The sequence below is a fragment of the Helicobacter sp. MIT 05-5294 genome (assembly GCF_000765675.1).
In the GTDB taxonomy this organism is placed as follows: Bacteria; Campylobacterota; Campylobacteria; order Campylobacterales; family Helicobacteraceae; genus Helicobacter_D.
Window position 1 is genome coordinate 1 of the sequence record NZ_JRPA02000005.1, and the last position, 12,402, is coordinate 12,402.

Annotated in this window: 13 protein-coding genes and 1 pseudogene; 12 read left to right on the forward strand and 2 right to left on the reverse strand. The window is 37.0% G+C overall.

Annotation, left to right across the window (positions count from 1 at the left end):
• Together LS69_RS10360 and LS69_RS03630 are read left to right on the forward strand one after the other, a co-directional pair.
• Nucleotides 1-330: pseudogene (locus tag LS69_RS10360) on the forward strand (MBOAT family protein); the annotation flags it as partial.
• A 9-nt stretch (nt 331-339) separates the two neighbouring features.
• On the forward strand, nt 340-1,494 hold the full coding sequence (locus tag LS69_RS03630; RefSeq protein WP_138122227.1) for a hypothetical protein: 1,155 nt from the start codon (nt 340-342) through the stop codon (nt 1,492-1,494).
• Nucleotides 1,495-1,541: 47 nt separating this feature from the next.
• Here the strand turns inward: LS69_RS03630 and hypA are convergent, their stop codons facing one another.
• Nucleotides 1,542-1,886 carry a hydrogenase/urease nickel incorporation protein HypA gene (hypA, locus tag LS69_RS03635; RefSeq protein ID WP_138122229.1) on the reverse strand — a complete coding sequence of 115 codons (345 nt, stop codon included), beginning with the start codon at nt 1,884-1,886 and terminating at the stop codon, nt 1,542-1,544.
• A 118-nt stretch (nt 1,887-2,004) separates the two neighbouring features.
• Here hypA and argF point away from each other — a divergent pair, with 118 nt between their 5' ends.
• The 10 genes from argF (at nt 2,005) to LS69_RS03685 (ending at nt 11,536) form a co-directional block, all read left to right on the forward strand.
• Nucleotides 2,005-2,925 (forward strand): ornithine carbamoyltransferase, encoded by a 921-nt coding sequence (gene argF / locus LS69_RS03640; RefSeq protein WP_138122231.1) that lies wholly within the window; start codon nt 2,005-2,007, stop codon nt 2,923-2,925.
• Nucleotides 2,904-3,326, forward strand: coding sequence for a DUF2603 domain-containing protein (locus tag LS69_RS03645; RefSeq protein ID WP_138122234.1), 423 nt, complete (start codon nt 2,904-2,906; stop codon nt 3,324-3,326). The genes argF and LS69_RS03645 overlap by 22 nt, the downstream gene beginning before the upstream one ends.
• Nucleotides 3,327-3,347: 21 nt before the next feature.
• Complete coding sequence (gene hemN / locus LS69_RS03650) at nt 3,348-4,721, forward strand: oxygen-independent coproporphyrinogen III oxidase (protein ID WP_138122236.1); 1,374 nt, start codon at nt 3,348-3,350, stop codon at nt 4,719-4,721.
• 32 nt (nt 4,722-4,753) lie between these two features.
• Nucleotides 4,754-6,103 (forward strand): (Fe-S)-binding protein, encoded by a 1,350-nt coding sequence (locus LS69_RS03655; RefSeq protein ID WP_138122239.1) that lies wholly within the window; start codon nt 4,754-4,756, stop codon nt 6,101-6,103.
• A gap of 99 nt (nt 6,104-6,202) precedes the next feature.
• Entirely contained in the window at nt 6,203-7,846 is a 1,644-nt protein-coding gene (locus tag LS69_RS03660) for a methyl-accepting chemotaxis protein (RefSeq protein WP_138122242.1), read from the forward strand.
• 76 nt (nt 7,847-7,922) lie between these two features.
• Nucleotides 7,923-9,152 (forward strand): bifunctional 2-C-methyl-D-erythritol 4-phosphate cytidylyltransferase/2-C-methyl-D-erythritol 2,4-cyclodiphosphate synthase, encoded by a 1,230-nt coding sequence (locus LS69_RS03665; protein ID WP_138122245.1) that lies wholly within the window; start codon nt 7,923-7,925, stop codon nt 9,150-9,152.
• Nucleotides 9,149-10,039, forward strand: coding sequence for a response regulator (locus LS69_RS03670; protein WP_138122248.1), 891 nt, complete (start codon nt 9,149-9,151; stop codon nt 10,037-10,039). Before LS69_RS03665 ends, LS69_RS03670 begins: the two co-directional genes overlap by 4 nt.
• A 366-nt stretch (nt 10,040-10,405) precedes the next feature.
• On the forward strand, nt 10,406-10,639 hold the full coding sequence (locus LS69_RS03675) for a hypothetical protein (protein ID WP_138122250.1): 234 nt from the start codon (nt 10,406-10,408) through the stop codon (nt 10,637-10,639).
• Nucleotides 10,640-10,700: 61 nt separating this feature from the next.
• A complete protein-coding gene (locus tag LS69_RS03680; protein WP_138122253.1) occupies nt 10,701-10,961 on the forward strand; it encodes a hypothetical protein in 261 nt (86 codons plus the stop codon).
• Between the two features lie 38 nt (nt 10,962-10,999).
• Entirely contained in the window at nt 11,000-11,536 is a 537-nt protein-coding gene (locus LS69_RS03685; protein ID WP_138122434.1) for a phosphatidylglycerophosphatase A, read from the forward strand.
• Nucleotides 11,537-11,613: 77 nt separating this feature from the next.
• Here the strand turns inward: LS69_RS03685 and LS69_RS03690 are convergent, their stop codons facing one another.
• Nucleotides 11,614-12,390: an undecaprenyl-diphosphate phosphatase gene (locus tag LS69_RS03690; RefSeq protein ID WP_138122256.1), complete on the reverse strand. Its 777-nt coding sequence runs from the start codon at nt 12,388-12,390 to the stop codon at nt 11,614-11,616.
• Between the last annotated feature and the right edge of the window lie 12 nt (nt 12,391-12,402).

Genomic DNA, 12,402 nt, shown 5'->3' on the forward strand with positions numbered 1-12,402 from the left:
TTTATCAATATCACTTGGATATTTTTCCGCGCTGAAAATCTACAAGGCGCACTCAATCTACTCAAAGGAATGTTTGGGATTGTGTGGGTGGAGATGCCTGATAAAATACGCGCTCCAAAGATATTAGAACAGATTGCAGGGAGAAACGATACTTTGATTTATCTGATTTTAGCCTTTATCGTGGTGCTGTGCTTTAGTAACTCTATCCAAAAGTTAGAAACTTTTAAGCCGAATCTAAAAAACACAATAGTTGTTGGAGGATTGATTTATACTGCACTTTTTGCATTGGCTAATACGCCTTATGTTGAGTTTATTTATTTTAATTTCTAAGGGGACTATATGCGCAATTTTTTAGTAAAACTAAAAGAAGTGTTAAATAAAAATTTCAGAGGCAATGCTGACAAGAGATTTTTAGTCTTAAGCCTCACAATTTCGCTACCATTTATTGCTATATTGGCTATTAATCTGTATTTATATGACCCCGCACAGCTTTTTCACAAGCCATATTGGCGACTCAATACATTCTTTGGTGATATGCGCGTGAGTGCGCAGGGTATCATAGACCATTATGATTTTGATTCTTATATTATCGGCACTTCTATGCTTGAAAACACCTTAGCCAAAGACGCCAATGCAAAATTAGGTGGCAAATGGGTGAATATTAGCCTCTCTGGTTCTCCCTTTGGCACACGCGCTAAGATATTGGAGTATTTGTTTGCACAGCAAGAGCCTTTAGCAATCCTTTATAGCTTGGATTTGTTTTATTTTAATGAAGCTCCATCGGAGCGGACTTTATCGCCATTTTTATATAATTCCACGCATCTTGATGATTGGAGATTCTATATTAATGACCGCTTTGTCCTTTGTTCTCTGGTTTGGAGTAGGCAAAAAGGCTGCGTGGGGGACAAAGATAAGAATATCGCAGATTCACTTGTGCGTTGGGATTTAAGAGATGGCAATGCCTTTGGGATAGAAGAATGGCTTAAGAGAAAAGATGAAAAATATTATAAAGAATTATTACAATCTATCATTTCTTATAAAAAATCCCAAAACAATATGATAAGCAAAGCATTGAAATCCACAATAAAACAACGAGTGCAAAGGCAAATCTTCCACTTTGTCGCCAAGCACCCCAATACGCAGTTTTATTTCGTGATTCCAACTTATAGCCGACTACACTATAAGCTAGGCGGAGAGGAGAGTTTTGGACATTTTGTAGAGATTTTCTCGTGGGTGGTGAGTGAGCTAGAAAAATACCCCAATGCCACACTTTATGGTTTTGATACTTTAGATTATGCAGATAATATTGCAAATTACAAAGATAGCACACACTATAATACCGATATGAATTCTATGCAGCTTGACGCGATAGCCAATAAAACACATATCATAACACCACAAAATGTGGAATCTTATTTTGAGATTATGGAACAAAAGATTTTAGATTATGATGTAGAGCCCCTTATAAAGATAGCAAAAGAAGCAGGGTTTTAACCTTGCAAAGCCTTATGGAATTGATTGCAAGAAATTTTGGATTCCATTCACTCCATTTCTAAGCGCAAAAGTAGCATTTCATTGCCTTTTGTGATTTTGACTTGGTCGCTTCCACATTGTGGGCAACGCGTGTAGTTTAATTCTTTAGGTATGGAGGTTTGGTGGCATTGCTCACAAGTGAGTTCTACTTTGGATTCTTGAATGAGTAGTTTGGAATCCTCGCAAATACTCCCGCATTTAAACTCTTCAAACGCGCTTTTAAGCAGCGCAACATTGACGCCACTGCGCTCCCCAATATCTAGCGTGATTGTTAAAATTTTTTGTGCTTTGTTTTGCTGTGCAATCTCTTCGCAAGATTCCAAAAGAGAAGAAACGATAGAAAATTCGTGCATGCCTTGCCTTTTTTTGTGAAAATTATCATATTATAAATCTTTTATTTTGTTTAAAGTTTTCTTTTGGCTTGATTGGGTAAGATAAAACTTTTGATTTCAAACATTTAGAGGTTGGCAAATGCGACATTTTTTGAGTTTGGCGGATTTTAGCAAGGAAGAGATTTTGGAGATTTTAGAACTCGCTAAAACGCTTAAAAACGAATTAAAAAGCGGTATTTATAGCAATCCACTTGCACACAAAACTTTAGGTATGATTTTTGAGAAAAATTCTACAAGAACGCGTGTGAGCTTTGAAACAGGAATCTATCAACTCGGAGGTAATGGAATCTTCCTATCTAGCAATGATACGCAATTAGGGCGTGGTGAGCCGATTAAAGATACCGCGCGTGTGCTTTCTTCTATGGTGGATTTGGTGATGATGCGCACACACGAGCATTCGCGCTTAGAAGAGTTTGCACAATACTCCAATGTGCCAGTGATTAATGGTTTGAGTGATGATTTTCACCCTATGCAATTATTGGCGGATTTTCTCACAATGCAAGAATGTGAAAAAGATAAGAATCCGATTGTCGCTTATGTGGGAGATGGGAATAATATGGCGCATTCTTGGCTTATGCTTGCGTCTAAGCTTGGCTTTACACTGCGGATTGCTTCGCCAAAAGGCTATCAAGTTTCGCCAAAGATTCTTCAAAAAGCAGAAAGTTTTGCTAAAATTTCAGGTGCAAAGATTCTTGTGAGTGAGAATCCCAAAGAAGCAGTCGCAGGAGCTGATGTCGTAACGACAGATACTTGGGCTTCTATGGGACAAGAAGAGCAAAAAGAAGCAAGAAAAAAGGCATTTTATGGCTATTGCGTGGATTGTGAGTTGATGAAACTTGCACACAAAGACGCGATTTTTTTGCATTGCTTACCCGCTTATCGCGGACAAGAAGTTAGCGAAGAAGTGTTAGAATCTAAGCAAAGTAAGATTTTTCAAGAGGCAGAAAATCGCCTCCACGCACAAAAAGGAGTAATGGTTTGGCTACACCAAAACCGCTAGTGAAGCGAACAAATTCGCTTGAGAGGACAAACAATCTATACGAATCTTTACAAGAGATTTTAAGCAGTGCAAACAAGCAACCAATGTCTTATGATTCGGCTTTAGACGAGAATTTGACTTATTGTTTTAAAGATAAAAACGCACAAGATTTCTATCTCGTATCCCAAAAGAATATGCAACGACTTTTAAAAGCCGCAAAACAGCTTGAAATAGATAAGTATTTGTTTAAACTAGAGCAAGAGATTTATTATAATGTGCCCATTGACTTTGAAGATGTTTGGTGTGTCGCATTAAAGGAAGTAAAAAACTATAAGCAAGAGCCTAAAACATTGGTAAAAAATCTTAAAAAACGCTATCCTTATTTGTTTTTTGAGATTCCAAAAATCCCTAATTCACTCTAAGATTTATAAGGATTCTACATTATGCAATCAAGCAAGATTGATTTTAAACAATTCGCCACTTATTCCAAGCCCGGTCCGCGCTATACAAGCTATCCTACGGCGATTGAATTTAGCGAGAATTATACAATGGAATCGTATTTAAGGGATTTGGGGCAAGATTCTAGCCCCTTGTCGCTTTATGTGCATTTGCCTTTTTGTCGCAGTGCTTGTTATTTTTGTGGTTGTAATGTTGTTTATACAAGCAAAGAAGAAAACAAAGCAATGTATTTGGAATGTCTTAAAAAAGAATTGGCTTTGCTTAAAAACGCAATGGATACGAATAAACCCATCTATCAATTACACTTTGGCGGCGGAACTCCTACATTTTTTAACGCCAAAGAGTTAAAAATACTTATCGGTTTGTTGCGAGAGGCTTTTCCAAACTTTGGAGAGAATGCGGAAATTGCCTGTGAGATTGACCCTAGATTCTTTGAAATAGAACAAATGGAAGTGCTTAAAGAAGGCGGTTTTAATCGCTTAAGCTTTGGGATTCAAGACTTTGATACGCAAGTCCAAAATGCAATCCACAGAATCCAATCTTTTGATCTTGTAGAAAAGTCTATCCAAATCGCTAGAAATTTTGGCATAACTTCTATTAATTTTGATTTGATTTATGGTTTGCCTTTTCAGAGTTTGGAGACTTTCAAACAGACTTTGGAATCCTGTTTGAGGCTAAATCCAGATCGCTTTGCTGTTTTTAATTATGCTCATGTGCCTTGGATTAAAAAAACAATGCGCAAGATTGATGAGACGACATTACCACAGCCAGAAGAAAAGCTTAGAATCCTAGAATGGACGATTGAATATCTGCATCAAAAAGGCTATAAAATGATAGGAATGGATCATTTTGCAAAGCCTGATGATGAGTTATTTAAATCCATAGAAAAAGGGCAGTTGCAACGGAATTTTCAAGGATATAGCACACAAGGTGGGACGCAAACGATTGGAATCGGGCTAACTTCCATTGGTGGTGGCAGTGATTATTATGCGCAAAATTACAAGGATTTGATGCAGTATAAAGAGGCATTGGATTGTCATCGTTTGCCCTTTGCTAAAGGAATCGCATTAAGTTTTGATGATAAGCTTAGAAAAGCGGTTATTATGCAGCTAATGAGCAACTTTAAGCTTCAATTTGAAGCAATCAACCAGCAGTTTTCTATTGATTTTAAAGAATATTTCAAGGAATCTTTGGAGGAATTAAAGCCATTGCAAGACGCGGGATTGGTGATTATAGATGATAATGAAATCCAAGTAAGCCAAACAGGCGCGTTGTTAATCCGCAATATAGCAATGCCATTTGACGCGTATTTGAAGAAGTTTAGCGCGAATCAAAAAGTATTTAGCAAGACTATTTAAAGTGAAACAAAAGGTGAGTTTGAGAGGAAAATATGGCGTATTTTGAGGATTATGATTATTTAAAAACAAGCAATGCGTGTGTGAAATGTGGCAAATGTTTGCCTGATTGCACGATTTTTGGTATCAATGGAGATGAAGCGACTTCTCCGCGCGGTTTTATTGACCTTTTGGGAGCTTATCAGCGCAACGAGATTCCATTAGATAAAAATGCAAAAGAGATTTTTGAAACTTGCTTTTTATGCACAACTTGCGTGAGTGTCTGCCCTAATTCCTTACCCACAGATACTTTGATTGAGAACATTCGTTATGAAATCGCCCAAAAATATGGAATCGCATGGTTTAAACGCGCCTTTTTTTATCTTTTGAAACACCGAAAAATAATGGATTTAGGATTCAAACTTGGCGCAGTTTTTTCGCCTTTGTTGTATCAAAAAACCAAAGATGGAAACTCCATAAAACCGCGCTTTTCTTTGCCTTTTGTGAAAAATAGAATCTTTGGTGCGATTGCACAACAGAGCTTTTTAAATTCTCATTCTGAAGAGATAAGTTTCGCAAAGCCTAGTGATTTAGGAGCGCAAAAACAAGCTAAAGTCGCGATTTTTATTGGTTGTTTGGGGAATTATAATTACAAAAATGTAGGCGAATCCTTGCTTTTGATTTTAGAAAAACTTGGCATTAATGCAAAAATCGCTAAGGGACAAAAATGCTGCGGAGCTCCTGCGTATTTCACTGGTGATTTTGCAAGTGTAGATGCGTTGATTCGCCATAATGTGGGGTATTTTGAAAGTTTTATTGATGAAGTAGACGCGATTTTGATTCCAGAGGCAACTTGTGGTGCGATGGTGCTAGAGGATTGGAAGCATTTTGCGCAAAAGGATTCGGAGCTAAAAGCAAGGATAGAGAAGCTTCTGCCAAAAATCTTTATGGCAACAAAATATTTAGAATCCCAAACGAATTTGGCGGAATATTTGGAATCCATAGAGAAGAATCGTAACACCAAAAAAGCAAGTTTGACTTATCACGACCCATGCCACGCTAAAAAGGTGCTTGGAATCTATAAAGAACCGCGTAAGTTATTGGAGAAAAATTACCATTTAATAGAAATGGAAGAACCAAGTTCTTGCTGCGGTTTTGGTGGAGTTACAATGCAAACAGAACGATTCGCGTTGGCAAGTAAAGTAGGAAGTAAAAAGGCGAAAATGATACAAAAAACACAAGCGGATTTTGTCGCTGCAGAATGCAGTGCCTGCCGTATGCAGTTAAGCAACGCTTTGCACCAAGAGCAAGTGGAAATCACATTTTTGCACCCTTTAGAGCTGATTGCTAAGGCGATTTTGGAATGTTCCAATGCAGAATCTGATTCCGCGCGTTTGCGCAGATGAATGCAAGAGGATTGAAAAGGTTGCTAGAATATTTAAAATTTTTAAGGTAGGAATAGATATAATGCTTTTTTAATCCAAAGTTTTTAAGGAATATTATTTATGATTGGAAAAAATTTATCATTAAAAGCGCAGCTTTTTGTAGGATTTGGTATTCTTTTGGCTTTCATTGCTTTAATTGCCTTTACGGGCTATATAAAAATTAGTTTTGTAGAGGACACTCTAACGGAAATTAGCGATGTGAATGCGGTTAAGCAAAGATATGCGATTAACTTTCGTGGAAGTGTGCATGATAGGGCGATTGCGCTTCGTGATGTTGTGATTTTGGATAATGTCCAAGACATTGAAACGACTTTGCGCTTGATTCAAAAATTAGAGGAGTTTTACAAGGATTCTTCTATAAAGATGGATAAAATTTTCCAAGATGAGAAAATGGTTGATGCAAAAGATAAAGAAGTGCTAAAGCGCATTAAAGGCGTAGAAGAAAAAACAATGCCTTTGATTGCGGAGATTATCAATAAAAGAGCGCAAGGAGACAGAGCAAGTGCGAATGAGTTGCTAATCAATCAAGCGCGTGGAGCTTTCGTAGAATGGCTCAATGTAATTAATGAGTTTATTGATCATCAAGAAGAAAAGAATCAAAAATTATCAGATATTGCGAGAGAGGAGATTGAAAACTATCTTAATCTTACGCTTTGGCTTTCTCTGATTGCTTTTGTTGTAGCAACTATAACTGCTATTTATATTACACGCCTTGTTATCACTTCGTTAGGTAGCGAACCAAAAGAAGTTGTGAAAGTTGTGCTAAGCATCGCAAATGGCAATTTGAATACGCCCATTCATACACAACACAAAGAGAGTATGTTGGCTCATATGGCGCAAATGCAAGAGAGATTGCGTGAAATTGTTGCGGAAGTGATGAATTCTACTCAAGAGCTTAATGAACGCGCTAATGCGGTAACTAAAAGTTCTGAAGAATCCAAATCATCTTCTTATCGTCAAGTGCAAAGTTCAGAAGATTCTGTGGAGCGTATTAAACAAGTAATGAATGCGGTGAATCATATCTCTAACATCGCCAAACAAACAGAGGAAAATTCAGAATATACCACAAATCTTTCTGATAAATGTATGGACGCGATGAAAACGACTTTGGAAAGCATTGAACAAATCACGCAGACTGTTACTTTATCGTCCGAGCATATTCGTATGTTAGAAAAACATTCTCAAGAAATTGGGGGTAGTGCGGATTTGATTAAAGAAATCACAGACCAGACTAATTTATTAGCACTTAACGCTGCGATTGAAGCAGCAAGAGCGGGGGAAGCAGGAAGAGGCTTTGCGGTTGTTTCTGATGAGATTAGAAAATTGGCAGAAAGAACAGGAGTGGCGACTTCTGAAATCACAAGAATGATTGAAGTGATTCAAGGAGAAACACAAACCGCAGTGGAAGCGATTCAAAATGCGGTGCCACAAGTGGAAAAAGGTATGGAACTTGCTAATGAAGCAAGAGAGATTTTGGGACAAATCAATTCTCAAGCAAGTGATTCTTTAAATAAAGCAAAAGAAGTAACAAGTGCCACAAGTGAGCAAGTTCAAGATATGGAGAATCTCTCTAAAGAATTAGATGAAATTTCAAGAGATTCTAAAAACACGGCGGAATTAATGGAGAATAATACAGAAGCGGCACAAATGCTTAAAAATATCGCAAGTGTTTTGAAAAACCATATCAATCACTTTAAAATTTAAGTTTTAGTAATTCTAAAGGGATTCTAAAACTTTCAGAATGTATAATTCCGAAATTTTTTAAAATTAAGGAATTTACTTGCCAAATATCGCATTGATTTTACTAGGTGCAGGTGATAGTAGCCGATTTCAAGCGTCAATATCCCAAGCACCATTGAATCAAACTTCACAAACGAGAGTTACGAAATTACCCAGATTGCCTAAAAAACAATGGTTGCGCGTAGGCGAGATTCCTCTTTGGTTAAAAGTCGCGTTGGAATTGCGCGAAGTTTATTCTTTTGTGCAATGTATTCTAAGTGCTAAGCCAAGCGAAAAAAAATATATGCAAAAATATTTAGATTCTTTTGGATTGGATTTTGAACTTACCAATGGGGGAAATACGCGCCAAGAATCCCTTAAAAAAGCACTTGATTGCTTAAATGATTCTGTGGAATATGTGTTTGTAAGTGATATTGCGCGTTGCAAGATTCCAAAAGACTTAAGTTGTAGAATCCTTGATGAAGTCGGGAAATATGATTGTGTTGTTCCTTATTTAGGGCTTAGCGATACGATTGCTTATTGTAGTGATTCTAAGTTAGAATATTTAAAACGAGAAAATTTAAAAATTATCCAAACTCCACAATTAAGCAAACTTAACGCATTAAAATCCGCCCTTGCTAATGGAGATTTCACCGATGAGAGTAGCGCGATTTGTGCCAATGGTGGAAGTGTTGGGTTTGTGCGTGGGGCAGTGGAGGCTAAAAAATTAACTTTTCTTGAAGATTTAAGCGAAATGTCTTTGCCTAAGCCAAGTTTTCGCACTCTTGTTGGTAGCGGTAGTGATATTCACGCTTTGGATAAAGGAAATGGCATTGTATTGGGTGGAATCGTGATTCCTTGCGAATTTGCATTGATTGCCCATAGTGATGGTGATGTTTGTCTGCACGCGTTAAGTGATGCGCTTTTGGGGGCGATTGGTGGTGGAGATATTGGAGAGTGGTTTCCGGATAATAATCCGATTTATAAACAAGCCGATTCTGCTAAATTGTTGCAAATCATCGTGGATTTTGTTCGTGATGTGGGCTATGATATTTTACAAGCAGACTTGACTATTTTCGCGCAATTTCCCAAAATATCTCCTTATAAAACTTCAATGGAACGAAGAATCGCAGAGATTTTACAGATTAACGCGTTTAAGGTCAATGTCAAAGCTACAACGACAGAAAAACTAGGATTTATTGGCAAAGGAGAAGGGATTTTGGTGCAAGCAAATGTTGTTCTGGGATATTTTAATTGGAAAAATTTATTCCATTTTAGGGGAGAGAGATGAAAATCTTAATTGTAGAAAATGAAATTTATTTGGCTCAAAGCATTGCTTCTAAGCTTAGTCATTTTGGATTTGTCTGTGAAATGATACCAAGCGTTGGGGAAGCAATGCAGATGGAGGCGGCTGATATTATTTTGCTTTCGGCAAATATTCCGGGTCAAGACTTTTATCCATTGATTGAAAAATTCAAGGATTCCATTGTAATCTTAATGATTCCTTATGTAAATGAAGAAATGGTAATGCGCCCTCTTAAAGCAGGAATCAGTGATTATATTGTCAAGCCATTTATGATTGATGAGCTAATTTGCAAGATTGAACATTATACAGCTTTTCGTCAGTTGCAAAAAGAAATTGCTTTTTATAGGGATTATTTTTGCAATTCCTTGCTAATGCCAACTTATAGCATTAATACCAAAATTTCCTTTCCTTTAATCATTAAAAGCGTTTCGCAAAAAGTCATTGATATGTGCGTCGTGAATTATGCGATTCATAAAAAACTCGCGATTAATTTCATCTCTCTTTATAAAAATCATCATTATAAAGAAATATTCAAAAGTGTTTCCAAAACCCAATTAACTTATATCATAGGCTTTGAAACTTTACGCAAAGAAGAAAAAGAAGAATGTGTGAAAGCTTTGAAAAATATTCCTGTAATTTTTGCTTGTTTGGGTGGGGATTTGCATGATTTTAAAAATGTTTTTGAAATCAATGTCAAAGAAATGACGCACGGTTTTCAAGAAGATGTTTTAAGCGTTGATGAATACATTAAAACAATGATTCTGAAATTTGAAGATAAATACCCCGATACAGAGCTTAGTAAGCGTTTAGGTATGTCGCGCAAAAGCTTATGGGAAAAGCGTAAAAAATATGGAATCACAAAGAAGAAATAAGAAAAGTGATAAAATAACAATTTGCAACTTAAAATAAAGGATAAAAATGAAAACACAACTTTTTCTAATCTCCGCTAGAGTGCGGGGGGAGGGGGGCAATTTAGTAGATTAAACCGACTCTTTGTGGCTTTATGCTTTCTGTCGTGTTTTGTTGGCGTTACTACGGAGATTCTGCAACAAGTTAATAACTTCTTGCTTTTATGTCCTAAAGAGATTGTATAATGGAATCTTAAAAAGCGGAATTAAACCTTTTGGATTCTTCTTGCATTTATGGGCTGTGATTTTGAATAGCAAGGAATTGCTCCTTTACAATCAATGTGTGAAATTGGCAATCATAGGGTAATGTAAAGCGATAAGGGAGAGCAAATGAGAATCGTAGGTGTGATTCCAGTGCGGTTTGCTTCCTTACGCTTCCCGGGTAAGCCTTTGGTGAAAATCGCAGGGGTGGAGATGGTGAAGCGCGTGTATTTGTGCGCGCGTCTGTGTGAGGCAATGGAGGATTTGCTAGTGGCGACTGATGATGTGAGGATTTTGGAGTTTTGTCAAAAAGAAAATATCCCCGTCTTACGCACTAGTTGTGCGCATTTGATGAAGCTCTGAAGCCCACAATTATCAAGATGATTGTCAATTAAAAGATGAGCTTTTATATGCTTCAAGGGCTTTGATTCCCTACTCTAAGGGCAAAAATGTAGAATCCTACAAAAAGCAAGTGTGTATTTATGGCTTTTCTTGTGAGGCTTTGAAACTCTTTAGCAAAGGACTAAAAACCGAAAATGAAGCGATAGAGGACATTGAAATTTTGAGATTTTTGGATATGGGATTCAAGATTAAAATGCGTGAAACCAAGATAGATTCTATTAGCGTTGATGTGCCAGATGATGTGGCTAGAGTGGAATCCTTTTTGAAAAGCCAACAAGAGTGATTTATGCTATAATTGCGCATTTAAAAGAGGGATATACTTTGGAATCGCGAGAGTTTTTTAGAAGTTTTAAGGATTTAAATGACTTGGCTAAAAAGGCATTTTTGACCTTGTTTTTTAGTGGGCTTAGCCCCAAAGCACCCGGAAGCGTTGGGAGTTTGGTTGCAATGCCTTTTGCTTGGGTGATAAGCTATTATATCGCTCCTAGCACTTTGTTGCTTTTGGCATTGTTTCTTTCTGTGGTTGCGGTTAAAATTATTAATGATTACGAGAAACAAGGAATGCCCCATGATTGCCCACAAATCGTGATTGATGAATTGGCGGGTGTTTGGATTAGTGTTGCGATGATTGGGCATAGTTTGTTGGGCTTATTTTTAGCATTTGTGCTTTTTAGGGTGTTTGATATTTGGAAGCCTTCTGTGATTGGCAAAGTTGATAAAGAAGTTAAAGGCGGTTGGGGAGTTGTAGGCGATGATTTATTGGCAGGGTTTTTTGCAGGGCTTTTGGGGTTGATATTAGTTGGAATCGCACAACAGATAGAATTTATCGCGCCTTTTTTGGAATTTTTGGAGTTTTGATTGCAATTTTAAAATTAATGATTCTATTATAGAATCCCATTTGCATTTATAATTAAAAGTTTATAAAATGAGTCGCATTACCCCAAAATATCTAAATAAAACAAAAAGATAATACCTAGCAAAATGCGATAGATTCCAAAAGGAATAAAATTAAAACGAGAGATGAAGTTTAAAAAGAATCTAATTGCCAAAAGCGCACTAAAAAATGCTATGATAAAGCCAACACCAAGTGCAAAGGCGTTTTCTAAGTTGATTGATTCGTGACTTTTGTAAAGACTATAAAAACTTGCAACCACCATCGCAGGCAAGGCAAGTAAAAAGGAAAATTCTGCAGCGACTTTGCGACTGCAACCCAAGATTAAACCGCCAATAATCGTCGCGCCACTGCGTGAAGTTCCCGGAATCATAGCTAAAGCTTGAAAGAATCCAATCCAAAGTGCTTGTTTGTAGGAGATTTCTTCTATTTTTTGGATATGGGATTCTTTTTCTTTGTGGAAGATTTCTAAGACAATAAACGCGATTCCGCCAAGAATCAGCATAATAGAAACTGTGATGGGCTCAAAAATGGCTTTAATGTAAGAGTAAAAAAGAAATCCGAAAGTTCCAGCAGGTAAGAATCCGATACATAATTTTGTCCATAAACGGAAGCTATTGGTGGATAATTTTTCCCAAAACGCAAAAAGAACCGCCAAAATAGAGCCTAGTTGAATCACGACTTCAAAGGTTTTATGGAAAGTATTTTGTGGAATCTTGAGTAATTCGGAAGTCAAAATCAAATGTCCTGTTGAAGAAATGGGCAAAAACTCCGTTAATCCTTCAACGATTCCTAGAATCGCAGCATCTAATAAATCCATAAAAGCTCCTAA

Bases quoted from the DNA above. Each gene is read 5' to 3' on its own strand.
- LS69_RS03660 (WP_138122242.1), top strand. From the start codon at position 6,203: ATGATTGGAAAAAATTTATCATTAAAAGCGCAGCTTTTTGTAGGATTT.
- hypA (WP_138122229.1), bottom strand. From the start codon at position 1,886: ATGCACGAATTTTCTATCGTTTCTTCTCTTTTGGAATCTTGCGAAGAG.
- LS69_RS03675 (WP_138122250.1), top strand. From the start codon at position 10,406: ATGAGAATCGTAGGTGTGATTCCAGTGCGGTTTGCTTCCTTACGCTTC.
- argF (WP_138122231.1), top strand. From the start codon at position 2,005: ATGCGACATTTTTTGAGTTTGGCGGATTTTAGCAAGGAAGAGATTTTG.
- LS69_RS03655 (WP_138122239.1), top strand. From the start codon at position 4,754: ATGGCGTATTTTGAGGATTATGATTATTTAAAAACAAGCAATGCGTGT.
- hemN (WP_138122236.1), top strand. From the start codon at position 3,348: ATGCAATCAAGCAAGATTGATTTTAAACAATTCGCCACTTATTCCAAG.
- LS69_RS03670 (WP_138122248.1), top strand. From the start codon at position 9,149: ATGAAAATCTTAATTGTAGAAAATGAAATTTATTTGGCTCAAAGCATT.
- LS69_RS03630 (WP_138122227.1), top strand. From the start codon at position 340: ATGCGCAATTTTTTAGTAAAACTAAAAGAAGTGTTAAATAAAAATTTC.
- LS69_RS03690 (WP_138122256.1), bottom strand. From the start codon at position 12,390: ATGGATTTATTAGATGCTGCGATTCTAGGAATCGTTGAAGGATTAACG.